Origin of the sequence: Pseudomonas sp. NMS19W (assembly GCF_051554255.1) — a bacterium.
Taxonomy (GTDB): domain Bacteria; phylum Pseudomonadota; class Gammaproteobacteria; order Pseudomonadales; family Pseudomonadaceae; genus Aquipseudomonas; species Aquipseudomonas kribbensis.
Genome location: NZ_CP136718.1, coordinates 5,974,414 through 5,996,583 on the forward strand (window position 1 = coordinate 5,974,414; position 22,170 = coordinate 5,996,583).

21 protein-coding genes are annotated in these 22,170 nt (G+C 60.6%); 5 read left to right on the top strand and 16 right to left on the bottom strand.

What is annotated here, in order from left to right:
• Nucleotides 1-59 precede the first annotated feature (59 nt).
• The 5 genes from R1A29_RS27455 to R1A29_RS27475 form a co-directional block, all read right to left on the bottom strand.
• Nucleotides 60-1,157, bottom strand: a complete 1,098-nt coding sequence (locus R1A29_RS27455; protein ID WP_438300084.1) for a polyamine ABC transporter substrate-binding protein — start codon at nucleotides 1,155-1,157, stop codon at nucleotides 60-62.
• A gap of 187 nt (nucleotides 1,158-1,344) precedes the next feature.
• Entirely contained in the window at nucleotides 1,345-2,454 is a 1,110-nt protein-coding gene (locus R1A29_RS27460; protein ID WP_438300085.1) for a polyamine ABC transporter substrate-binding protein, read from the bottom strand.
• Nucleotides 2,455-2,625: 171 nt separating this feature from the next.
• Entirely contained in the window at nucleotides 2,626-3,990 is a 1,365-nt protein-coding gene (locus R1A29_RS27465) for an aspartate aminotransferase family protein (protein ID WP_085708995.1), read from the bottom strand.
• A gap of 56 nt (nucleotides 3,991-4,046) precedes the next feature.
• Entirely contained in the window at nucleotides 4,047-5,405 is a 1,359-nt protein-coding gene (locus R1A29_RS27470; protein WP_011336448.1) for a glutamine synthetase family protein, read from the bottom strand.
• Nucleotides 5,406-5,498: 93 nt separating this feature from the next.
• Nucleotides 5,499-5,858 carry a glutamine amidotransferase gene (locus R1A29_RS27475; protein ID WP_134828443.1) on the bottom strand — a complete coding sequence of 120 codons (360 nt, stop codon included), beginning with the start codon at nucleotides 5,856-5,858 and terminating at the stop codon, nucleotides 5,499-5,501.
• A 278-nt stretch (nucleotides 5,859-6,136) separates the two neighbouring features.
• On the opposite strand from R1A29_RS27475, the gene R1A29_RS27480 reads away from it, so the two are divergent.
• A complete protein-coding gene (locus R1A29_RS27480) occupies nucleotides 6,137-7,513 on the top strand; it encodes a glutamine synthetase family protein (protein WP_085581012.1) in 1,377 nt (458 codons plus the stop codon).
• Nucleotides 7,514-7,631: 118 nt separating this feature from the next.
• Nucleotides 7,632-8,264 (top strand): TetR/AcrR family transcriptional regulator, encoded by a 633-nt coding sequence (locus R1A29_RS27485; RefSeq protein WP_085708993.1) that lies wholly within the window; start codon nucleotides 7,632-7,634, stop codon nucleotides 8,262-8,264.
• 70 nt (nucleotides 8,265-8,334) lie between these two features.
• On the opposite strand, the gene R1A29_RS27490 is transcribed toward R1A29_RS27485, so the two are convergent.
• From R1A29_RS27490 to R1A29_RS27525, 8 genes are all read right to left on the bottom strand, one after another.
• Nucleotides 8,335-8,550, bottom strand: coding sequence for a TOBE domain-containing protein (locus R1A29_RS27490; protein WP_007953520.1), 216 nt, complete (start codon nucleotides 8,548-8,550; stop codon nucleotides 8,335-8,337).
• A gap of 106 nt (nucleotides 8,551-8,656) precedes the next feature.
• Nucleotides 8,657-9,463 carry an aliphatic sulfonates ABC transporter ATP-binding protein gene (gene ssuB, locus R1A29_RS27495; protein ID WP_438300086.1) on the bottom strand — a complete coding sequence of 269 codons (807 nt, stop codon included), beginning with the start codon at nucleotides 9,461-9,463 and terminating at the stop codon, nucleotides 8,657-8,659.
• The gene (gene ssuC / locus R1A29_RS27500; protein ID WP_248739888.1) at nucleotides 9,460-10,242 is read right to left on the bottom strand and encodes an aliphatic sulfonate ABC transporter permease SsuC; all 783 of its coding nucleotides are present in this window, start codon (nucleotides 10,240-10,242) and stop codon (nucleotides 9,460-9,462) included. The genes ssuB and ssuC overlap by 4 nt, the downstream gene beginning before the upstream one ends.
• Nucleotides 10,243-10,251: 9 nt before the next feature.
• Nucleotides 10,252-11,400, bottom strand: a complete 1,149-nt coding sequence (gene ssuD, locus R1A29_RS27505) for an FMNH2-dependent alkanesulfonate monooxygenase (RefSeq protein WP_102619651.1) — start codon at nucleotides 11,398-11,400, stop codon at nucleotides 10,252-10,254.
• A gap of 25 nt (nucleotides 11,401-11,425) precedes the next feature.
• Nucleotides 11,426-12,406, bottom strand: coding sequence for a sulfonate ABC transporter substrate-binding protein (locus R1A29_RS27510; RefSeq protein WP_085708989.1), 981 nt, complete (start codon nucleotides 12,404-12,406; stop codon nucleotides 11,426-11,428).
• A gap of 89 nt (nucleotides 12,407-12,495) precedes the next feature.
• The gene (gene ssuE, locus R1A29_RS27515; RefSeq protein ID WP_085731495.1) at nucleotides 12,496-13,089 is read right to left on the bottom strand and encodes an NADPH-dependent FMN reductase; all 594 of its coding nucleotides are present in this window, start codon (nucleotides 13,087-13,089) and stop codon (nucleotides 12,496-12,498) included.
• A gap of 298 nt (nucleotides 13,090-13,387) precedes the next feature.
• Nucleotides 13,388-14,026: a peroxiredoxin gene (locus R1A29_RS27520; RefSeq protein ID WP_438300087.1), complete on the bottom strand. Its 639-nt coding sequence runs from the start codon at nucleotides 14,024-14,026 to the stop codon at nucleotides 13,388-13,390.
• A 293-nt stretch (nucleotides 14,027-14,319) separates the two neighbouring features.
• Nucleotides 14,320-15,645: an OprD family porin gene (locus R1A29_RS27525; RefSeq protein ID WP_438300088.1), complete on the bottom strand. Its 1,326-nt coding sequence runs from the start codon at nucleotides 15,643-15,645 to the stop codon at nucleotides 14,320-14,322.
• A 366-nt stretch (nucleotides 15,646-16,011) separates the two neighbouring features.
• Between R1A29_RS27525 and tauA the strand changes: the two genes are divergently transcribed.
• Nucleotides 16,012-17,001, top strand: coding sequence for a taurine ABC transporter substrate-binding protein (tauA, locus tag R1A29_RS27530; RefSeq protein WP_438302093.1), 990 nt, complete (start codon nucleotides 16,012-16,014; stop codon nucleotides 16,999-17,001).
• 39 nt (nucleotides 17,002-17,040) lie between these two features.
• Here the strand turns inward: tauA and argA are convergent, their stop codons facing one another.
• Both argA and argE read right to left on the bottom strand, forming a co-directional pair.
• A complete protein-coding gene (argA, locus tag R1A29_RS27535; protein ID WP_007951778.1) occupies nucleotides 17,041-18,339 on the bottom strand; it encodes an amino-acid N-acetyltransferase in 1,299 nt (432 codons plus the stop codon).
• Between the two features lie 135 nt (nucleotides 18,340-18,474).
• Nucleotides 18,475-19,623, bottom strand: coding sequence for an acetylornithine deacetylase (gene argE, locus R1A29_RS27540; protein WP_438300089.1), 1,149 nt, complete (start codon nucleotides 19,621-19,623; stop codon nucleotides 18,475-18,477).
• Between the two features lie 156 nt (nucleotides 19,624-19,779).
• Between argE and R1A29_RS27545 the strand changes: the two genes are divergently transcribed.
• Nucleotides 19,780-21,150 carry a CYTH domain-containing protein gene (locus tag R1A29_RS27545; RefSeq protein WP_438300090.1) on the top strand — a complete coding sequence of 457 codons (1,371 nt, stop codon included), beginning with the start codon at nucleotides 19,780-19,782 and terminating at the stop codon, nucleotides 21,148-21,150.
• Nucleotides 21,151-21,189: 39 nt separating this feature from the next.
• Here R1A29_RS27545 and R1A29_RS27550 read toward each other — a convergent pair whose 3' ends face one another.
• Nucleotides 21,190-21,660 carry an Lrp/AsnC family transcriptional regulator gene (locus R1A29_RS27550; protein ID WP_007951785.1) on the bottom strand — a complete coding sequence of 157 codons (471 nt, stop codon included), beginning with the start codon at nucleotides 21,658-21,660 and terminating at the stop codon, nucleotides 21,190-21,192.
• A gap of 126 nt (nucleotides 21,661-21,786) precedes the next feature.
• Here R1A29_RS27550 and R1A29_RS27555 point away from each other — a divergent pair, with 126 nt between their 5' ends.
• Nucleotides 21,787-22,125 (top strand): hypothetical protein, encoded by a 339-nt coding sequence (locus R1A29_RS27555; protein ID WP_085708982.1) that lies wholly within the window; start codon nucleotides 21,787-21,789, stop codon nucleotides 22,123-22,125.
• Nucleotides 22,126-22,170 lie beyond the last annotated feature (45 nt).

Here is a 22,170-nt window from a genome sequence, read left to right on the forward strand (position 1 = left end):
CTCCCAGAAAAAAAGAGTGCAGTTCGCCCACGCAAGACGAACCCAGGATGGTTTGCGCGTTATTTACCCGACTTGACCTTGGTCCAGCTGCGGGTCATCAAACGCTGAATATTCGGTGGCAACTCGACCGACACATAGGTCTTGTCGAGGACGGCCTGCGGTGGATAAACCGCTTCGTCGGTGCGGATGGACTGCTCCATCAGCTTGTCCGAACCCGGGTTGGGGTTGGCGTAACCGACGTAATCACTGACCTGGGCAATCACCTCAGGTTTCAGCAAATAGTTGATGAAGGCGTGGGCCTCTTTGACGTTGGCCGAATCCTTCGGAATCGCCAGCATGTCGAACCAGAGCGCGCCGCCCTCTTTCGGGATGGCGTAGGCGATGTTGACGCCCTTCTTGGCTTCTTCGGCACGGTGCTTGGCCTGGAAGATGTCGCCGGAGAAACCGATGGCCACGCAGATGTCACCGTTGGCCAGGTCGCCGATGTATTTCGAGGAGTGGAAGTAGGTCACGTAAGGGCGCACCGCCAGCAGTTTGGCCGTGGCTTTCTCGTAATCCTTGGGATCGGTGCTGTTGGCGTTCAGGCCCATGTAGTTGAGCACGGTCGGCATCATTTCATCGGCCGAATCGAGGAACGCCACGCCGCAGCTGTGCAGCTTCTTGATGTTCTCGGGTTCGAACAGCACGCTCCAGGAATCGATCTTGTCGACGCCGAGCACGGCCTTCACTTTGTCGACGTTGTAGCCGATGCCGTTGGTGCCCCACAGGTACGGCACGGCGTACTGGTTGCCAGGGTCGTTCTGTTCCAGGCGCTTGAGCAGCACCGGGTCGAGATTGGCGTAGTTGGTCAACTGCGCCTTGTCGAGCTTCTGGAACGCGCCCGCCTTGATCTGCTTGCCGAGGAAGTGGTTCGACGGCACGACCACGTCGTAACCGGTGCGCCCGGCGAGCAGTTTGCCTTCCAGGGTTTCGTTGGAATCGAACACGTCGTAGACCGGTTTGATCCCGGTTTCTTTCTGGAAATCGGCCAGGGTGGTCTCGCCGATGTAATCCGACCAGTTATAAATATGCACAGTACCGGCGGCTTGGGCACCGACAGCAAACGTCAGGCCGGCAGCGGCCAGCAGGGCATTGCGCAAAGAAGAAAAAATAGGCAAGTGGAGGTCCTCTAATTTAGTTGGGCCCAAGTTGCCCCGCGCTGCATGACAGTCACGGCTGCCCGGCAACAAAACCGGCGCGCAACTTACCCTCGAAAAACCGTTCCAGCAAAACTTTCTGTCATTTAATTGCACCGCTGGCCGCCCGGGTGAAGGCGACGGCCAGCGGTTGCGGCTTCAAACCGGCTTATTTGCCGGATTTGATCTTGGTCCAGCTGCGCGTCATTTCACGCTGGGTTGCCGCCGGCAGATCGGCGATGGCATACAGCTTCGCCTGCACGTCCGCTGGCGGGTAGATGCCTGGATCGCTGGTGATGTCTTTCTCTACCAGTGGTGTTGCAGCAGCGTTACCGTTCGGGAAGCGTACGGCGTTGGTGATGCCGGCCATGACTTCAGGCTTCTGCAGGAAGGTCATGAACTTGTAGGCGCCTTCAACGTTTTCGGCATCCTTCGGAATGGCGACCATGTCGAAGAAGCTGCCAGCGCCTTCCTTCGGAATGGCGTAGCTGACTTTCACCTTGTCACCGGCCTCGGCGGCACGGGACTTGGCCTGCTGCACGTCACCCGAGTAGCCGACCGCTACGCAGATGTTGCCGTTGGCCAGGTCCGAGATGTACTTCGAGGAGTGGAAGTAGGTGATCGAAGGACGAATCTTGAGGAACAGGTCCTCGGCTTTCTTGATGTCTTCTTTCTTCTGGGAGTCGGTTGGCAGGCCCAGGTAGTGCAGCGCGACCGGCAGCATTTCGGTCGGCGAATCGAGGAAGCTCACACCGCAGCTCTTGAGCTTGGCGATGTTTTCCGGCTTCAGCAGTACGTCCCAGGAATCGATCTTGTCGACGCCCAGCGCGGCCTTGACCTTCTCCGGGTTGTAGCCGATGCCGATCGAACCCCACATGTACGGGAAGGCGTGCTTGTTGTCCGGGTCGCTGACCGACACGGCCTTGAGCAGGTCCTGGTTCAGGTTCTTCCAGTTAGGCAGCTTGGAGCGATCCAGTTCCTGGTACACGCCGGCCTTGATCTGCTTGGCCAGGAAGTTGTTGGACGGCACGACCACGTCGTAGCCGGACTTGCCCGCCAGCAGCTTGGCTTCCAGGGTTTCGTTGGAATCGAATACGTCGTAGACCACCTTGATCCCCGACTCTTTCTCGAAGTTCGCGATGGTGTCCGGAGCGATGTAGTCGGACCAGTTGTAGACGTGCAGCACTTTGTCGTCCGCGTGAACCGCGCCCGCCATCATGCCCGCGACGGACAGGGCCAGAAGTGTCTTGCCAGCAAGCTTTTTACCTAATGCCTTCATGCGTCATGCTCCAAATTTTTCTTTTTTGAACCACTTTGTTCAGCGGCCGAACCCGGACAACTGGAACCGCGGCTAGTCTGGCAAGATACGAGGCGGTCTTTCAAGAAAAGACCAGCCTTTCCAACTGCTCCGAGCGACAGCGCAACAGCTCCATCGCTCGAAGCCTAGCACTTACCCCTGCAATGCACTGAGGGTCAGGTCCAGGCACTTGCGTGCTTTTGTAACCAGCTCATCGATCTCCGCCTTGCTGATCACCAGCGGCGGCGCAATGATCATGGTGTCGCCCACGGCGCGCATGATCAGTCCGTTGTCGAAGCAGAACTGGCGGCAGATCATGCCCACACCCTTGCCTTCGTAACGCTTGCGAGTGGCCTTGTCCTGCACCAGCTCGATGGCCCCCAGCAGACCGACCCCGCGCACTTCCCCCACCAACGGGTGATCGTTCAGTTCGCGCAGACGTTTCTGCAAATACGGTGCCGTTTCGTTGTGTGCGTTCTCGATAATTTTTTCGTCGCGCAGAATCCGGATGTTTTCCAGACCCACCGCCGCCGCCACCGGGTGACCGGAGTAGGTGAAGCCGTGGTTGAAATCGCCGCCCTCGTTGAGCACCGCCACCACTTCGTCGCGCACGATCAGGCCGCCCATCGGGATGTAGCCGGATGTCAGGCCTTTGGCGATGGTCATCATGTGCGGCTTGAGGTCGTAGAAATCGCTGCCGAACCATTCGCCGGTGCGGCCGAAACCGCAGATCACTTCGTCCGCCACGAACAGGATGTCGTACTTGGCGAGGATTTCCTTGATGCGTGGCCAGTAGGTGTCTGGCGGAATGATCACGCCGCCGGCGCCCTGGATCGGCTCGGCAATGAAGGCACCGACGTTGTCGACGCCGACTTCCAGAATCTTCTCTTCCAGCTGATTGGCGGCCCAGATCCCGAATTCTTCCGGGGTCATGTCGCCGCCTTCGGCGAACCAGTACGGCTGGGCGATGTGGACGATGCCCGGAATCGGCAAGTCGCCCTGTTCGTGCATGTAGGTCATGCCGCCCAGGCTGGCGCCAGCCACGGTGGAGCCGTGGTAACCGTTCTTGCGGCTGATGATGACTTTCTTGTTCGGCTGGCCCTTGATCGCCCAGTAGTGGCGAACCATGCGCAGCATGGTGTCGTTGCCTTCGGAGCCGGAACCGGTGAAAAACACGTGGTTCATGCCTTCCGGCGCCACGTCGGCGATGGCCTTGGCCAGTTCCAGTGCCGGCGGGTGCGCGGTCTGGAAGAACAGGTTGTAGTACGGCAGTTCGCGCATCTGTTTGGCGGCAGCATCCGCCAGCTCATCGCGGCCATAACCGATCGCCACGCACCACAGACCCGCCATGCCATCGAGGATCTTGTTGCCCTCGCTGTCCCACAGGTACACGCCCTTGGCGTTGGTGATGATCCGCGGACCCTTTTCTTTCAGCTGCTTGAAGTCGCTGAACGGGGCCAGGTGGTGCTCGCTGCTGAGGGCTTGCCACTCACGGGTTTGCGGGTTGTTGCTGGTCATGCCAATTCTCCTTGTTATCGGTGAAGGCGCGGCGGCTGACCACCGCGCCCGGCGTATCAGACGGCGAAGAGCAGGTACTCACGCTCCCAGGAACTGATCACGCGCTTGAAGTTTTCATGCTCGGCCCGCTTGACCGCGACGTAGCCGGTGATGAAGGTCTTGCCCAGGTATTTCTCGATGGTTGCGCTGTTTTCCATACGCTCCAGCGCGTCTTCGATGGTCAGCGGCAGGCGCAGGTTGCGGCGCTCGTAACCACGGCCCACCACCGGCGCGCTCGGGTTGATGCCTTCGACCATGCCGATGTAGCCGCAGAGCAGGCTCGCGGCAATCGCCAAATACGGGTTGGCGTCGGCGCCCGGCAGGCGGTTTTCCACCCGGCGGTTCTGCGGGCCGGCATCCGGGACGCGCAGGCCCACGGTGCGGTTTTCTTCGCCCCACTCCACGTTCACCGGTGCCGAGGTGTCCGGCAGGAAGCGACGGAACGAGTTGACGTTCGGTGCAAACAGCGGCAGCAGCTCCGGAATCAGCTTCTGCAGGCCACCGATGTGGTGCAGGAACAGCTGGCTCATGGTGCCGTCGTCATTGGAGAACACGTTCTTGCCGGTCTCGATGTCGATGATGCTCTGGTGCAGGTGCATCGCACTGCCCGGCTCCCCGGTCATCGGCTTAGCCATGAAGGTCGCGGCCACGTTGTGCTTGAGGGCGGCCTCACGCATGGTGCGCTTGAACACCAGAATCTGGTCGGCCAGGGACAGGGCGTCGCCGTGACGGAAGTTGATTTCCATCTGCGCGGTGCCGTCCTCGTGGATCAGCGTGTCGAGGTCCAGCTCCTGCAGTTCGCACCAGTCGTAGACGTCTTCGAACAGCGGATCGAATTCGTTGGCCGCTTCGATGGAGAACGACTGACGACCGATTTCCGGACGCCCGGAACGACCGACCGGCGGCTGCAACGGATAGTCAGGGTCGTCGCTGCGCTTGGTCAGGTAGAACTCCATTTCCGGCGCCACGATCGGCTGCCAGCCCTTGTCGGCATAGAGTTTCAGGACTTTCTTGAGCACGTTGCGCGGCGACAGCTCGATCGGGTTGCCTTGCTTGTCGTAGGTGTCGTGGATCACCTGGGCGGTCGGCTCGATGGCCCATGGCACCAGGTACACGGCGTTCTGGTCGGGGCGGCAGATCATGTCGATGTCGGCCGGGTCGAGCAGTTCGTAATAGATGTCGTCTTCGACGTAGTCGCCGGTCACGGTCTGCAACAGAACGCTCTCTGGCAGGCGCATGCCTTTCTCGGCGATGAACTTGTTGGTCGGCGAGATCTTGCCCCGGGTAATGCCGGTCAAGTCGCCGATCATGCATTCGACTTCTGTGATCTTGTGGTCTTTCAACCAATCGGTGAGCTGGTCGAGGTTGTTGCTCATAAATGCCTCTGGGCTGAGTCTCCTGACACGTGTCAGGCAGGTTTGACGCACGGGGCGTCGCGTTAAAGGGGCTTGTTTGCGCGCAGTACCGGCTTACGCCTGGCACCGCGCATCGACAATGAAGGAGGAGCTTACCTGCCCTTTACGCTGGCGTTGCATTTCCTGTGCACATCCAGGGTGTGCAGAATCACGGGCACGGCGACGGGCGCGGTGCAGGCCGGGAGCAGGAAAGAGATCTATATTGAAAGGAGAACCGCTGAAGAGGATGCCCTTCCCCGCGTCCAGAATATCGGACGCCGGCGCCTGATCCGCCATGGACAAAGAGATCGCTGGCAGAATGCGAGCCTGGCTGTCGGCTGCGCTGCGGACGGACGTGTCGCCACTGATGTGATAAGCATGCAGACCGTACTGCACGGAGCAGTCGGTGACGCCGATTAACGGCAGGCGAGACATGAAGCACCCCGGTATTATTGCTGTTATGGGTTTGACCCGAGCTTAGCCTTGTTCATTTTTTTACACAACACCCCCGTAAAAAATACAACACGGCCTGCTCAAGCCTGCGGGTGGCGCGTCTTTCATGGATAAAAAAATGCCCCAAAGTGCCCCATAAATGCCCTCGCGGCGCTTTTTCGGGGCAAAAAAGGCCTCGCTTGACTTCGGCATGCCGTTCGGGTTGACTGAAACCAGAAAAGATCAATGATTGATATTTTTAACAACAAAGGTGTTGCATCATGTCGGTACCCCCGCGTGCCGTTCAGCTTAACGAAGCGAACGCGTTCCTTAAGGAACATCCTGAGGTTCTGTACGTTGACCTTCTGATTGCGGATATGAATGGTGTGGTGCGCGGCAAGCGCATCGAACGCACCAGCCTCCACAAGGTTTACGAGAAAGGCATCAACCTGCCGGCCTCTCTATTTGCTCTGGATATCAATGGTTCGACGGTGGAAAGCACCGGCCTGGGCCTGGACATCGGCGACGCCGACCGTATCTGCTATCCAATCCCCGATACCCTGTGCAACGAGCCATGGCAAAAGCGTCCTACCGCGCAGCTGCTGATGACCATGCACGAACTCGAAGGTGACCCTTTCTTCGCCGACCCGCGCGAAGTGCTCCGTCAAGTTGTTGCAAAGTTTGACGAGCTTGGCTTGACCATCTGCGCCGCATTCGAACTCGAGTTCTACCTGATCGACCAGGAAAACGTGAACGGCCGCCCTCAGCCGCCACGCTCGCCGATCTCCGGCAAACGCCCGCATTCGACCCAGGTCTACCTGATCGACGACCTCGACGAATACGTCGACTGCCTCCAGGACATTCTGGAAGGCGCGAAAGAGCAAGGCATTCCGGCTGACGCCATCGTCAAGGAAAGTGCCCCGGCGCAGTTCGAAGTGAACCTGCACCACGTCGCCGACCCGATCAAGGCTTGCGACTACGCGGTACTGCTCAAGCGTCTGATCAAGAACATCGCCTACGACCATGAAATGGACACCACCTTCATGGCCAAGCCTTACCCTGGCCAGGCAGGCAACGGTCTGCATGTGCACATTTCGGTTCTCGACAAAGATGGCAAAAACATTTTTGCCAGCGAGGATCCCGAGCAGAACGCCGCGCTGCGTCACGCGATCGGCGGTGTGCTCGAGACCCTGCCCGCGCAGATGGCTTTCCTCTGCCCCAACGTCAACTCCTACCGTCGTTTCGGCGCACAGTTCTACGTGCCGAACTCGCCGAGCTGGGGCCTGGACAACCGCACCGTGGCCCTGCGCGTACCGACCGGCTCCGCCGACGCGGTCCGCCTGGAACATCGCGTTGCCGGCGCCGACGCCAACCCGTACCTGCTGATGGCTTCGGTACTGGCGGGCGTGCATCACGGCCTGACCAACAAGATCGAGCCACCGGCCCCGACCGAAGGCAACAGCTACGAGCAGAACGAACAGAGCCTGCCGAACAACTTGCGCGATGCCCTGCGCGAGCTGGACGACAGCGAGGTGATGGCCAAGTACATCGATCCGAAATACATCGATATCTTCGTCGCCTGCAAGGAAAGCGAGCTGGAGGAGTTCGAACACTCCATCTCCGACCTTGAGTACAACTGGTATCTGCACACCGTTTAAGCGGACTGCAGCACATGAAAACGCCGTTGGCTTCTCAGCCCGCGGCGTTTTTTTATTGGCCTCTGTGGCAGAGATTCAAGCTCTGCGTACAATGCCCGCTGCCCCGCAGGAGACTTTCATGACGCGTCCCGCCCCCGTCCGCAAACCCCGTGCCCGCAGTCAGGCGCGGATCGATTCGATACTCGACGCCGCGCGCACGCTGCTGGCCGCCGAGGGCGTGGCGAGCCTGTCGGTCTACAGCGTCGCCGAACGCGCGCAGATCCCGCCCTCCTCGGTCTACCATTTCTTCGCCAGCGTCCCGGCGTTGCTCGAAGGCCTGACGGCAGATGTCCACGCGGCCTTCCGCGCCTGCCTGCAAGCGCCGATCGATCACGATGCCCTGCGCGACTGGCGCGACCTGTCCCGGCTGGTCGAGCAACGGATGCTGGAGATCTACGACGAAGACGCCGCCGCCCGCCAACTGATCCTCGCGCAGCACGGCCTGACCGAAGTCACCCAGGCCGACCGCCAGCACGACCTCGAACTGGGCGACCTGATGCACAAGCTGTTCGATCATCACTTCGAACTGCCGAAGCTGCCGGATGATGTCGATGTGTTTGCGCTGGCGATGGAGCTGGGCGACCGCGTCTACGCCCGCTCGGTGCAGCAGCACGGGCAGATCACCCCGCGCATGGCCGAGGAAGGGATGCGGGTGTTCGATGCCTACATCGGGCTGTATCTGCCGCCCTATCTGCCCAAGCGGATTCTCTAGCGCGGCACACGACAGGCACAAAAAACCCCGAAGGGCTCACACCCTCCGGGGTTGTTTTTTACTCACAGACTTACAACTTGGCGATAGACACCTCGGTGGATTTCACGAAGGCGATCACTTCACTGCCGACCTCCAGTTCCAGCTCCTTGACCGAACGGGTGGTGATCACCGAAGTGACGATGCCGGAAGCGGTCTGCACGTCGATTTCCGACAGCACGTCGCCGAGAACGATCTCCTTGATCGCGCCTTTGAACTGGTTGCGTACGTTGATGGCTTTGATAGTCATGGCATTTCTCCTAGGATCGAAATGAGCGGCAAGCGGCAAGCTACAAGCTGCAAGTAAAAGCGATCTGCTTTCGCTTGCGGCTTGAGGCTTGAAGCTCGCAGCTGCTTCATTGCGCCCAACGCAATTGCGTAGGCAAGGGTGAAACGGGTTCCGGCGCCGGCGGTTCGCCGGGCAGGGACAGCACACGGTTGAGCACTTCGGTTTCCAGCGCGGCCAGTCGATGGGAGCCACGCACCCGAGGGCGCGGCAACTCCACTTGCAGGTCGAGACCGACTTCGCCGTCCTCGATCAGAATCACCCGGTCGGCAATCGCCACCGCTTCGCTGACATCGTGGGTCACCAGCAACACGGTGAAACCATGCTGTTGCCAGAGACGTTCGATCAGTTGCTGCATCTCGATCCGGGTCAGCGCGTCCAGTGCGCCGAGCGGCTCATCGAGCAACAGCAGGCGCGGTTGATGGATCAGCGCCCGGGCCAGCGCCACACGCTGCTTCTGCCCGCCGGACAATGCCGCCGGCCATTCATTGGCGCGATCCGCCAGGCCAACGGCTTCCAGCGCTTCCAGGGCTTGCGGACGCCAGTTGCCCTTGAGGCCGAGACCGACGTTGTCGATGATCTTTTTCCACGGCAGCAGCCGTGCTTCCCGGAACATCAGCCGGGTGTCTTCCCGGGCATCGCTGAGCGGTGCGGCACCTGCGAGCAAATCGCCGCCGGTGGGCTGATCGAGGCCGGCGAGCAAGCGCAGCAAGGTACTTTTGCCACAACCACTGCGCCCGACCACAGCGACGAACTGCCCCGCCGGAATATGCAGGTCGATGTCACGCAACACCTGCCGCGCGCCGAAGGTCTTTTGCAGATTGCGCACCACCAGCGGAATCCCGCGCAGCAGGCGTGGAGGTTGTTGAGCGGTCATGCCGCACCTCCTTTCGCCACTTGATAGGCCGGATGCCAGCGCAACCACACACGTTCAAGTCCACGGGCCGCGAGGTCGGCCAGTTTGCCGAGCACCGCGTAGAGCAGAATCGCCAGCACCACCACGTCGGTCTGCAGGAACTCACGGGCATTCATCGCCAGATAACCGATGCCGGAGCTGGCGGAGATGGTTTCCGCCACGATCAGCGTCAGCCACATGAAACCCAGGGCGAAGCGCACACCGACCAGAATCGAAGGCAGCGCACCCGGCAGAATCACCTGCCAGAACAGGCTGAAACCGGACAGGCCATAACTGCGCGCCATCTCCACCAGCGCCGGATCGACGTTTCGGATGCCGTGATAGGTGTTGAGGTAGATCGGGAACAACGTGCCCAACGCCACCAGGAAAATCTTCGCCGACTCATCGATGCCGAACCACAGGATCACCAGCGGAATCAGCGCCAGGTGCGGCACGTTGCGGATCATCTGCACCGAGCTGTCGAGCAGGCGCTCGCCCCACTTCGACAGGCCGGTGATGAAGCCCAGCGCCAGGCCGATGCTGCCGCCGATGGTGAAGCCCAGTGCGGCGCGCCAGCCGCTGATTGCCAGGTGCGTCCAGATTTCACCGCTGCGCACCAGACTCACGCCGGCTTCGATCACCGCCACCGGCGCCGGCAGAATCCGCGTCGACAACCAGCCCGCCGACACCGACAACTGCCACACCGCCAGCAGCAACACCGGCAACGCCCAGGGCGCGAGGCTGTGGATAAATTTCTTCATGGCGGCGCCTCAGCTCTGGGACGCGGCTTTGGGAAGAATGTCGTTGGCCACCATCTCGCCGAACGGGCTGACGTAACCGGCGCTTTTCGGCAGTTCCGGACGTTCGACGTCGAGGTGCGGGAACAGCAGCTCGGCCACGCGATACGATTCTTCGAGATGTGGATAACCGGAGAAGATGAAGGTATCGATGCCCAGCGCCGCGTACTCCTTCACCCGTGCTGCCACGGTCGGACCGTCGCCCACCAGCGCCGTCCCGGCACCGCCGCGCACCAGACCGACGCCGGCCCACAGGTTAGGGCTGACTTCGAGGTTGTCGCGGCTGCCACCGTGCAACGCGGCCATGCGTTGCTGGCCGACCGAATCGAACCGTGCCAGTGACGCCTGGGCGCGTTTGATGGTGTCATCGTCCAGATGCGAGATCAGGCGATCCGCTGCCTGCCAGGCTTCAGCGTTGGTCTCCCGCACGATCACATGCAGGCGAATGCCGAAGCGTACGGTGCGTCCGAGCTTGGCGGCTTTGGCGCGAACCTGTTCAATCTTTTCGGCAACCGCCGCTGGCGGCTCGCCCCAGGTCAGGACCATTTCCACTTGTTCCGCTGCCAGATCCTGCGCCGCTTCCGAAGAACCGCCGAAATACAGCGGCGGACGCGGTTGCTGAATAGGCGGATAGAGCAATTTGGCGCCCTTCACGCTGATGTGCTCGCCGTCGTAATCCACGGTCTCGCCTTCCAGCACCCGACGCCAGATCCGGGTAAATTCCACCGAGGCCTGATAGCGCGCTTCGTGATCGAGGAACAGACCGTCTCCGGCCAACTCCTCCGGATCGCCGCCGGTCACCAGATTGAACAGCGCACGACCGCCGGACAGACGATCCAGGGTCGCGGCCTGACGCGCCGCCACTGTCGGGGAAATGATCCCGGGGCGCAGGGCGACCAGAAACTTCAGGCGCTGGGTCACTGGGATCAGCGATGCGGCCACCAGCCACGAATCCTCGCAGGAGCGGCCGGTAGGAATCAGCACGCCGCCGAAGCCCAGACGATCCGCCGCTTGCGCGACCTGTTGCAGATAGCCGTGGTCGACGGCGCGGGCGCCTTCGGCGGTGCCAAGGTAATGGCCGTCGCCGTGGGTAGGCAGGAACCAGAAGATGTTGAGGCTCATGGAGTGGTCTCCTTGGGGATTCGATTTACTGGGCTTGGGTGACCGAGCTTTGGGCCACAGCGGCCGGTGGGGTCCAGATCACATCCTTGATGCTCAACGGCTTGGGAATCAGCTTGAGCTGGTAGAAGGTGTCGGCGATTTTCTGTTGCGCGGCGACCACTTCCGGGGTCAGGAACAGCGCGCCGTAGCCTTGGCGTTTCACCGAAGTCAGGGTGATGTCTGCCGGCAGGCCGAGCAGTGGCGCGACCTGTTGGGTCACGTCTTGCGGGTTGGCTTTCGACCACTCGCCGACGGCGCGCACTTCTTCCACGAGGGTCTTGATCACCTCGGGATTTTTCTGTGCGTAGGGTTTGGTCGCCAGGTAGAACTGGTGGTTGTCGACGATGCCTTTGCCGTCACGCAGGGTGTGCGCCTGCAGTTGTTGCTCGGCGGCGGCCTGGTAAGGGTCCCAGATGACCCAGGCGTCGACGCTGCCGCGTTCGAACGCGGCGCGGGCATCGGCCGGCGGCAGGAATACGGTTTGAATGTCGGTGTACTTGAGGCCGGCGTCTTCCAGCGCACGCACCAGCAGGTAGTGGACGTTGGAGCCTTTGTTCAGGGCGACTTTCTTGCCCTTGAGATCCGCCACCGATTTGATCGGCGAGTCTTTCGGCACAAGGATCGCTTCGCTGTTCGGCGCGGGCGGCTCGTAGGCCACATAGAGCAGATCGGCACCGGCCGCCTGGGCGAAGACCGGCGGGGTTTCGCCAGTGACGCCGAAGTCGATCGAGCCGACGTTCAGGCCTTCCAGCAGTTGCGGGCCGCCGGGGAATTCAGTCCATTGCACGTCGACGCCTTGGGCGGCGAGACGTTTTTCCAGGGTGCCCTTGGCCTTGAGCAGCACCAGCGTGCCGTATTTCTGATAACCGATTCTGAGCGTCTCGGCCTGAGCTTGAGTGATGGCGCCGAAGGTGACAGCCGCAGCAAACAGAGCGACCAGACCACGACGCAAAAATACAGTGCGCATAGCGCTCTCCTTTTTGCTGTTGGGTTTTGGCTGCACCTGCTTGCCCGTTGGCGGGCGAGTAAGGCCAGTACTTCAAGTTTCGATGTGGCTCAAATGCTCCAGCGAGCACTCAACAAACGTTCATTCAACAGCCCCGGCTCCAGCGGCTTCGGCCGACGGGCCATGGCGCTGACAAACTGATCCAGCGCTTCGTGTAGCCGCTGCTCCAGAGCCGGCGCCAGCTGCGCCGCAGCACTGCCTTCGCCGTAGGCGATCTGGCTGTCCTCGGCAAAAATCCCTTGCAGCATTTCCTGGGCCTTCAACGCCGACAGCACAGGTTTGAGGGCGTAATCGACCACCAGCATGTGGGCGATGCTGCCGCCGGTAGCCATCGGCAAGACAATCTTGTGGTTCAGGGCGCGTTCCGGCAGCAGATCCAGCACGGTCTTCAGCGCGCCGGAGAACGACGCCTTGTAGACCGGAGTGGCGATCAGCAGGCCATCGGCGTTTTCAATCTGTTGCAGCAAGTCGAGCACCTTCGGGCTGTCGAAGCGGGCGTGGAGCAAGTCTTCGGCCGGGAAGTCCCGCACCTGATAACTCACCACTTCCACCCCTTGCTGCTGCAACCAGCGTTGCGAGCGCTCCAGCAACACCCCGGAACGAGAGCGTTGACTGGGACTGCCACCGAGTGAGACGACCAGCATTCAGACGATTCCTTGCGCGTTACCGGCGATTCGCGGGTTGCGATCTCGCTTCAATGAGAGTGACCTTATCAGCTGATTTATATATCCATAAATCATATTTATTCATTTGGTTATTCTTTATGGAGATATACGTTTCACTTTTCTCCGGGCAAAAAAACAGGCCGTGAAAACGGCCTGAAACCCTGCATCGTGGTTACAAATTGGAGGCGCGCGGAGCATTCACCGCCGCCATCGCCAGCAGACTGGCTCCCACATTGGAACGCGCCCTTGTGGGAGCCCGCCTGCTGGCGATTGGACTTTATTTGTTCGGCTGTGGGGTGAGGCGCAGGTACGGCTTCACCGCGCGGTAGCCCTTCGGAAAGCGTTGCTTGATTTCGTCTTCATCCTTGAGCGACGGCACGATCACCACCTCTTCACCGTCCTGCCAGTTGGCCGGCGTGGCTACCTTGTAGTTGTCGGTGAGCTGCAGCGAGTCGATCACCCGCAGGATTTCGTGAAAGTTGCGCCCGGTGCTCGCCGGGTAAGTGATTGTCAGGCGGATCTTCTTGTTCGGATCGATCACGAACAGCGAACGCACAGTCAGGGTGTCGCTGGCGTTCGGGTGGATCAGGTCGTAGAGATCGGACACCTTGCGATCGGCATCGGCCAGGATCGGGAAGTTGACGAGGGTGTTCTGGGTTTCGTTGATGTCTTCGATCCACTTGTGGTGCGAGTCCACCGGGTCGACCGACAGCGCGATGGCTTTCACGCCGCGTTTGGTGAACTCATCCTTGAGCTTGGCGGTGAAGCCCAGCTCGGTGGTGCACACCGGGGTGAAGTCCGCCGGATGGGAAAACAGCACGCCCCAGCTGTTGCCCAGCCATTCGTGGAAACGAATCTTGCCGGCGCTGGAATCCTGTTCGAAATCGGGGGCGATATCGCCGAGTCTGAGGCTCATGGTGCTGCTCCTGATGAGTTGTTGGAGACCTCAACTGTAGCTCGGGATTTGCCATTCATAAAAAGAATAAATAACTAGATATCTAGACCATTTGAGAATATTAAACTTCTGTTCACTGGACGCTCGCCGGCAACGCGCCGAACATCGGCCCCAAGGTTCGAGAAGGCCTTGAGTTGCTGTAAAGAGGGAAATGTCGGGAAAGGTCTACGGGGGTGGGCCGGACCCGAAAACACAAAAGCCCCGTCCGGCGCGATGCCGGACGGGGCTTTTTTACGTCGGTTGCTCGAGCGCTATTACAGCAGCGGGATCGAGTAGCTGACGATCAGGCGGTTTTCGTCCTGGGAACGGGTGTTCGCCAGGTCGGTGCGCCACATGGCGTTCTTCCAGGCAACGCCGAGGTTCTTCAGCGGGCCTTCCGGAATCACGTAACCAACGGTCAGGTCACGTTCCCACTCAGTTTTTTCGCCCAGCGGAGTGTCGATGTTATCGCCACGCAGGTAGATCACACCGGCGGTCAGGCCAGGTACGCCGACCTTGGCGAAGTCATAGGCGTAGCGAGCCTGCCAGGTACGCTCGCCGGCACGACCGAACTTCTGGATCTGCATGTCGGTGATGGTGCTGTTGGACGAACCGTCACCCTGGTTCAGCCAAGGGAAGTCGCTGTCGCCCTTGGTGTACTGGTAGCCGGCGCCGAAGGTGTGACCTTCAACCGAGTACAGTGCCAGGTAGCTGTACAGATCGTTGTCGACCTTGCCCTTGACGGTTTTGCCGCCGTAGTAACCGGTGGTGAAGTACGCAGGCGTGTCACCGTTGTTGCCGTTGTCACGGCTGCGGTAGTAGCGCAGGTCGCTTTTCAGTACGCCCGGACCGATGGCCCAGTTGTGTACCAGACCCAGGAAGTTCTGCGAGTAGAACTCTTTCAGCTCGCCGTAGTAGTACGAGGCAGTCAGGTCCTTGGTCAGCTTGTAGTCAGCACCGGCGTAGTAGAACTTGTTGCTGAACACGCCCTTGTCGTAGTTCGAACCGGCGTTCGCACCAGCGATCGACAGGTTTTCGTCGTTGCTGGAGTTACGGCCCTTGGCGGATTCGATCTGACCGGCAGTCAGGGTCAGATCCTTGATCTCGTTGGACTTCAGCTCGCCACCGGTGAAGGTTTGTGGCAGCAGACGACCATCGTTGTACTTGATGACCGGGTTGTTCGGCATCAGGGTACCGACCTTCAGCTCGGTCTGGGAGATCTTGACCTTACCGGTCAGGCCCAGGCTGGCGAAGTCATGCACGGCACGGTTGCCATCGCTCGGGAAAATGGTGCCACCGGAAGCGGTACCCGTCGAGTTGCCGCTCTTGTCCGGGCTGGAATCCAGACGCAGGCCGTACAGGCCGATGGCGTCAACGCCGAACTGGACGGTGCCCTGGGTGTAACCCGAGATGAAACGCAGATCGAAGCCTTGGCCCCACTCTTCGTTCTTGTTCGGGCCAGTGCCATCACGGTTGTCGGTGTTGATGTAGAAGTTACGCAGCCCCAGAGTGGCCTTGCTGTCTTCGATGAAACCGGCTGCGCCTGCCTGCTGCGCAATAACCCCTACGGCCACGGCCAGGGCCAAGGTGGACTTGTTCATGTATCGCTCCTCTCGTTTCTAATTCTTGTGTTCCTGGTCCGGAGTCTGATGCTCCTGGATCCTAAGATGCGCGATTAGCGCCAGACCGTGACTGACAAGTCAATCGTAACCTTGTGCGTCTACGACCAAGGTCTAATCGCAGTTATTTGGTCCTTGCAGGGTAAAGACTTCCAGATAAACCCAAAAAGAATTTATTCATTCTTTTTCATACCATTCAGGAATATGGCTGGATAGTGGCCATCTGTACCGGGATACAGCGTATCGGCGCCTAAGCTCATTCCTAAATGGTATTTATTAGCCTTTTTTTAGATCGTTTAGCTTTGGCGAAACCCCGATTCGTCAAACCCTATCGAAAAAGGCGACGCCATCATGGCCAAACGTGCACTATCTAGTCAATTTGTTACAGTTTGTGTGTCAGCGCTGATTTCTTTTTCTGTCCATGCTTCCAGCCTCACTGTCGGCTACCAGACCGGCATCGATCCAAGCAAAGTCCCCCAGGCCGACGGCGTTTACGAGAAGACCATAGGCGAGAAAATCAACTGGCGCCGTTTCAACAGTGGCCCGGAAGTTGTGACAGCCATAGCCTCGGGTGACGTACAGATCGGCAACCTCGGCTCCAGCCCATTGGCAGCCGCCGCTTCGCGCAACCTGCCGATTGTTGCCTTCATCGTTTCGGCACAGATCAATGCCGCCGAAGCGCTGGTGGTGCGCAACGGCAGCGGTATCGACAAACCCGAGGATCTGGTGGGCAAGACCATCGCCACACCGTTTGTGTCCACCTCACACTACAGCCTGCTCGGTGCACTCAAGCACTGGGGCCTGGACACCTCGAAAGTCAAAGTGGTGAACCTGCAACCCGCAGAAATCGCGGCGGCCTGGAAACGCGGCGACATCGACGGCGCCTTTGTCTGGTCACCGGCACTGGGCGAGATCCGCAAGACCGGCAAGACCCTGACCGACGCCGCCCAGGTCGGCCAGTGGGGCGCGCCAACCTTTGAAGTCTGGGTCGCGCGCAAGGACTTTGCCGAGAAGCATCCGGAGGTCGTGGCCAAGTTCGCCAAGGTGACGCTGGACTCGTTCGCCGACTACGCCGCCCATAAAGACAGCTGGACTGCCGACTCGGTGCCGGTGCAGAAAATCGCCAAACTGACCGGTGCCAACGCTGCCGATGTCCCGGAATTGCTCGCAGGTTCGGCCTTCCCGGACGCCAAGGCGCAACAGACCACGGCGCTGCTGGACGGCGGCACGGCGAAGGCGATTGGCGAGACGGCAAAGTTTTTGAAGGAACAGGGCAAGGTTGAGAGCGTACTGCCCGATTACTCGCCGTATGTCAGTGCGAAGTTTGTAGCTGAATAAAAGCATTGCCCCCACGCATCCCATGGGGGCAATCGCACTTCACAGGGACTTTTCGAAAATCTTCGAATTGCGCTGATAGTTATAGAGAGAAGCCCGGGCCGCCGGCAGGCGCTCGACGCTGCTCGGCTCGAACCCACGCTCGCGGAACCAGTGAGCGGTGCGGGTGGTAAGGACGAACAGAGTCTTCAGGCCCTGCGCCCGGGCACGGGTCTCGATGCGTTCAAGCAATTCATCACCGCGACCGCCATGGCGGTACTCAGGATTCACCGCCAGGCACGCCAGTTCACCGGCATCCGAATCGGCAATCTGATACAGCGCCGCACAGGCGATGATCATCCCTTCGCGCTCGACCACGCTGAACTGCTCGATCTCGCGCTCCAGCACTTCGCGCGAACGACGCACCAGAATCCCCTGCTCTTCCAGCGGACTGATCAGGTCAAGCAGACCGCCGACGTCTTCAATCGCCGCCTCGCGCACCAGTTCGAATTGCTCCTGGGCCACCAGCGTACCGCCACCGTCGCGAGTGAACAGTTCGGTGAGCAACGCGCCGTCCTCGGCATAACTGACGATATGGCTGCGCGCCACGCCGCCACGGCAGGCTTCTGCGGCGGCATCGAGCAATTCCGCCTGATAGTTGCTGCCCAGGCGCTGCAAATGCGCCGGCACCTGTTGCGGGCGCAGCTCGCGCACCAGTTTGCCGTTTTCGTCGATCAGACCGAGGTCGGCACCGAACAGCAGCAGTTTGTCTGCGCCCAGATCGATGGCGGCGCGGGTGGCGACGTCTTCGCAGGCCAGGTTGAAGATCTCACCGGTCGGCGAGTAACCCAGCGGCGACAGCAATACGATGGAGCGCTCGTCGAGAAGACGATTGATGCCCTTGCGGTCGACCCGGCGCACTTCACCGGTGTGGTGATAGTCGACACCTTCCAGCACGCCGATCGGCCGCGCGGTCACGAGGTTGCCGCTGGCCACCCGCAGGCGCGAGCCCTGCATCGGCGACGAGGCCATGTCCATCGACAGCCGCGCTTCGATGGCGATGCGCAGCTGGCCGACGGCGTCGATCACGCACTCAAGGGTCGCGGCATCGGTGATGCGCATGCCGTGGTGGTAATGCGGGGTCAGGCCGCGAGCGGCGAGGCGGGTTTCGATCTGCGGGCGGGAACCGTGCACCAGCACCAGTCGCACGCCAAGACTGTGCAGCAGCACGATGTCATGGACGATGTTGCCGAAATTCGGATGCTCCACGCCGTCGCCGGGCAGCATGACGACGAAGGTGCAGTCGCGGTGGGCATTGATATAAGGAGACGCGTGACGAAGCCAATTGACGTATTCGGGCATGAACCTGGGCCTGTAATAAATAGCAGCCGGAAAAAGGGCGAAACGGAAAACGCACAGCGGGCTGATGGTTATCGTCGGAACAGGCTTGGCGACACGCGCGCTCTCCTCATGAATACGGGTTGGCAGGACGGCAATTTATACAGCTTTGAGACAGTAATGTTCGATCAACTGCCGCAATAGATGCACGGTAGGCTGCAAACGTGACATTTCAAGGTACTCGTCCGGCTGATGGGCGCAGGCGATATCGCCAGGGCCGAGCACGATGGTTTCGCAGCCAAGGCGCTGAAGATAAGGCGCTTCGGTGCCGAACGCTACCGCTTCGGCCGTGTGGCCGGTGAGTTTTTCGGCGATTCGCACCAGCTCGGCGTCTTCGGCCTGCTCGAACGGCGGTACCTCGGGAAACAGCGGCGCGTAATCGATCTTCACCTGATGCCGCTCGGCGACCGGGTTGAGCTTGCGCAGGATCTCGGCTCGCAACACCTTCGGGTCCATCCCCGGCAGCGGCCGCAGATCGAACTCCAGCGAACACTGGCCACAGATGCGGTTGGGGTTGTCGCCACCATGGATGCAGCCGAAGTTCATGGTCGGCTGCGGCACACTGAACTGCGGGTTGTTGAATTCGCGTTGCCACAGCAGGCGCAGGCCACGCAGCTCGCCGATGGCGTCGTGCATGGCTTCGAGGGCGCTGTGCCCCAGACGCGGATCCGACGAATGGCCGCTCTGCCCGAGGATATCGATGCGTTCCATCATGATGCCCTTGTGCATGCGGATCGGCTTGAGCCCGGTCGGCTCGCCGATCACTGCCGCCCGGCCCAGCGGCCGCCCTGCTTCGGCCAGCGCCCGGGCGCCGGACATCGAGCTTTCTTCATCGCAGGTGGCGAGGATCAGCAATGGCTGCCTGAACGGCTGGTCGAGCAGCGGCTGCACGGCCTCGATGATCAGGGCGAAAAAGCCCTTCATGTCGCAACTGCCGAGGCCGACCCAGCGGCCGTCGACTTCGGTGAGTTTCAGCGGGTCGGTTTTCCACAGCGCATCGTCGTAGGGCACGGTGTCGCTGTGCCCGGCCAGCACCAGCCCGCCGGGGCCACTGCCGAAACTGGCGAGCAGGTTGAACTTGCCGGGGCTGACTTGCTGGATGTCGCAACTGAAGCCCAGGTCGCCGAGCCATCCGGCGAGCAGATCGATCACCGCCCGGTTGGATTGATCCAGGTTCGGCTGGGTGCAACTGACCGACGGCACAGCGATCAGTGCAGCGAACTGGTCTTGCATGGATGGCAAAGGCATCGCTGACTCCAACTCCCGGATTGAAGTCCATCATAGAACCATCCGGCGCCGAGAATAAACCGCCGCAAAGCGTAGGAAGGTTCAGTCCTGTACACTGCACGACCTTGGCAGCCACACATTCCCCCGGCTGCGCTCCCGATCCTGGATTTTCCGGCCATGCAGAAAGAAACCGAAATCAAACTCCGCGTCAGCCGCGAAACCCTCGCCGCCCTGCGCGAGCACCCTCTCCTGAAAAAACGCAACAAAAGTGGCTGGGAACGCCGTGAGTTGATGAATCAGTACTTCGACACGCCCGAGCGTGACCTGGCCCGGGCCAAGGTTGCCCTGCGCCTGCGCAAGGACGGCGAAGAAGTGATTCAGACCCTCAAGACCCGTGGCCAGAGCGTCGCCGGTCTGTCCGAGCGTAACGAGTACGACTGGCACCTGCCCAAAGCCAAACTCGATGTGAAGAAGCTCGACGGCGAATGCTGGCCCGAGTCCCTCTCCGAGCTGGACAAGAAAACCCTGAAACCGATCTTCACCACCGATTTCGTCCGCGAGCGCGCCGAAATCGCCTGGGGCCGTGGCAAGACCAAAGTGGTCATCGAGGCCGCGCTGGACCTGGGCCACGTAGTGGTCGGCAAGCAGAAAGAAGAAATCTGCGAGCTGGAACTGGAACTGCGCGAAGGCGAGCCTGCCGCGCTGCTGGAACTGGCCGCCGAACTGGCCGAAACCCTGGCCCTGATGCCGTGCGACATCAGCAAGGCCGAGCGCGGCTATCGCCTGTACGACGCCAACAGCTACTCGCTGAGCCTGCCGGCGCCGGCCATCAGCGCTGAAACTCCGCTGGACGACGCCTTCGCCGCCCTGAGCTGGCACTTGCTCGGCAGCAGCCAGCGTCTGGCCGAACAGTATCGTTTCAACGGTCACTGGCGCCTGCTGCAGGACTGGGTCGAGAGCCTCGCGGAAATGCGCGCCCTGCTGAGCAGCCTCGGCCAGGCCGCGCCGCGTCAGTCGACCCACGACCTGCGTGTGGCACTGGATGCCTTGCTGGAAGACTGGCGCCCGCTGGTGCAGGTCGGCCTTGAAGACGAAGACGTGCGCAAAGCCGCGCCGGAGCAGTTCCTCGAGGAACTGGAAGATCCGCGCTGGGGCCTGTTCTCGCTGAACACCTCGCGCTGGTTGCTGGCCCGCACCTGGGCTGCCGACCGCAACACCCGTGGCAATCGCCAGGGTGCCGCGCAATTGCAAAGCTGGTTGCCGCGTCTGCTGGGCGAAGAAGCCACTTCGCTGCAATTGCAGCGTTATCAGCAGCAGCCGGAAGATCTGGCCGAGCAACTGCCGCGCATCGAACGCATCCAGGTCTGGCTGCACCACGCGCGCAACGTGCTGGATATCCCGGAAATGGATCGTTTGTACGGTGAGCTGAACAAACTGGCGCAACTGGCCAACGAGCCGACCATCACCGATGAACTGCTCGATGCACGCAAGCATCAGGCGATTGCGGTTTACCAGAATCGCGCCTGGAAAATGCTGCTGCGCATGTAATCCCCGGATGATGATCGTTCCCACTCACGGGAACGATCATCAGCGCAATACCGGCAAGCTCGTCGTCGACTTGATCTCCGACAGCGCCACGATCGAGTTCACCTCCTGAATCCCCGGCACCAGCGACAGCTTCTCGAAGAAGAACCGCTCATACGCCTCGATGTCCGCCGCGACGATCCGCAGCAGGAAATCCACCGCTCCCATCAGCACGTAACACTCCAGCACTTCCGGAAAGCCGCGAATCGCCTCGGTGAATTCGGTGAAGTTCGAACGGCCGTGGGCGTTGAGTTTGATTTCGGCGAAGATCTGCGTGTTCAGGCCGATTTTCTTGCGATCGAGCAAGGTCACCTGGCCGCGAATGATCCCCTCCTCCTTCATCCGCTGAATCCGCCGCCAGCACGGCGACTGCGACAGGCCCACCTGTTCGGCGATCTGTGCGCTGGACAGAGAAGCGTCCTCTTGCAGCAGGGCGAGAATGCGCCGGTCGTAGCTGTCCAGCTCACTGTGCATAAATAATCCTCAAAATCAGCCAATACCGAATTGACCAACCCTATCAACCGGCCAATCGGCTCATCTTAGACAAGAAATGCCCGGCATCGAATGTAAAAATTTCTCCACTGATTCCGGAGACCTGCCATGCCACACCTCGAAGCCGTCAACACCCCAGCGCCCCGTGCCGATGTGTGGAACGTCAGCAACGCCCATTGCCTTGCGCAGTACCAGATACTGGCCGAGGCCGAACCGGATCTGCTGGTGCGGGTGCTGAACCTGTTCGCCTTGCAGTTCCTCACCCCGGAACAGGTCAATGTCCAGCGGCTGGACGACCTGCTGTCCATCGACATCGTCATGGGTGGCCTGAGCTGGCACCGCGCCCAGGTGATCGCGGAAAAACTTCGTAACCTGATCAGCGTCTGCTCGGTGAATCTGCAAAACCCCGATGCGGCGTGGGACGCGCCGGCTCAGGCGGCTGGCTGACAAAAGCGGAAACGCCTTTGTCGGGTAGTGGCCCAACGGTCGGCG

Bases quoted from the DNA above. Each gene is read 5' to 3' on its own strand.
- R1A29_RS27475 (WP_134828443.1), bottom strand. From the start codon at position 5,858: ATGTCTCGCCTGCCGTTAATCGGCGTCACCGACTGCTCCGTGCAGTAC.
- R1A29_RS27480 (WP_085581012.1), top strand. From the start codon at position 6,137: ATGTCGGTACCCCCGCGTGCCGTTCAGCTTAACGAAGCGAACGCGTTC.
- ssuC (WP_248739888.1), bottom strand. From the start codon at position 10,242: ATGAAGAAATTTATCCACAGCCTCGCGCCCTGGGCGTTGCCGGTGTTG.
- R1A29_RS27550 (WP_007951785.1), bottom strand. From the start codon at position 21,660: ATGCACAGTGAGCTGGACAGCTACGACCGGCGCATTCTCGCCCTGCTG.
- argA (WP_007951778.1), bottom strand. From the start codon at position 18,339: ATGCCCGAATACGTCAATTGGCTTCGTCACGCGTCTCCTTATATCAAT.
- ssuE (WP_085731495.1), bottom strand. From the start codon at position 13,089: ATGCTGGTCGTCTCACTCGGTGGCAGTCCCAGTCAACGCTCTCGTTCC.
- R1A29_RS27525 (WP_438300088.1), bottom strand. From the start codon at position 15,645: ATGAACAAGTCCACCTTGGCCCTGGCCGTGGCCGTAGGGGTTATTGCG.
- R1A29_RS27520 (WP_438300087.1), bottom strand. From the start codon at position 14,026: ATGAGCCTCAGACTCGGCGATATCGCCCCCGATTTCGAACAGGATTCC.
- R1A29_RS27485 (WP_085708993.1), top strand. From the start codon at position 7,632: ATGACGCGTCCCGCCCCCGTCCGCAAACCCCGTGCCCGCAGTCAGGCG.
- ssuD (WP_102619651.1), bottom strand. From the start codon at position 11,400: ATGAGCCTCAACATCTTCTGGTTCCTGCCTACCCACGGCGACGGCCAT.
- R1A29_RS27470 (WP_011336448.1), bottom strand. From the start codon at position 5,405: ATGAGCAACAACCTCGACCAGCTCACCGATTGGTTGAAAGACCACAAG.
- R1A29_RS27555 (WP_085708982.1), top strand. From the start codon at position 21,787: ATGCCACACCTCGAAGCCGTCAACACCCCAGCGCCCCGTGCCGATGTG.
- R1A29_RS27490 (WP_007953520.1), bottom strand. From the start codon at position 8,550: ATGACTATCAAAGCCATCAACGTACGCAACCAGTTCAAAGGCGCGATC.
- R1A29_RS27460 (WP_438300085.1), bottom strand. From the start codon at position 2,454: ATGAAGGCATTAGGTAAAAAGCTTGCTGGCAAGACACTTCTGGCCCTG.
- R1A29_RS27545 (WP_438300090.1), top strand. From the start codon at position 19,780: ATGCAGAAAGAAACCGAAATCAAACTCCGCGTCAGCCGCGAAACCCTC.
- ssuB (WP_438300086.1), bottom strand. From the start codon at position 9,463: ATGACCGCTCAACAACCTCCACGCCTGCTGCGCGGGATTCCGCTGGTG.
- R1A29_RS27465 (WP_085708995.1), bottom strand. From the start codon at position 3,990: ATGACCAGCAACAACCCGCAAACCCGTGAGTGGCAAGCCCTCAGCAGC.
- argE (WP_438300089.1), bottom strand. From the start codon at position 19,623: ATGCCTTTGCCATCCATGCAAGACCAGTTCGCTGCACTGATCGCTGTG.
- R1A29_RS27510 (WP_085708989.1), bottom strand. From the start codon at position 12,406: ATGCGCACTGTATTTTTGCGTCGTGGTCTGGTCGCTCTGTTTGCTGCG.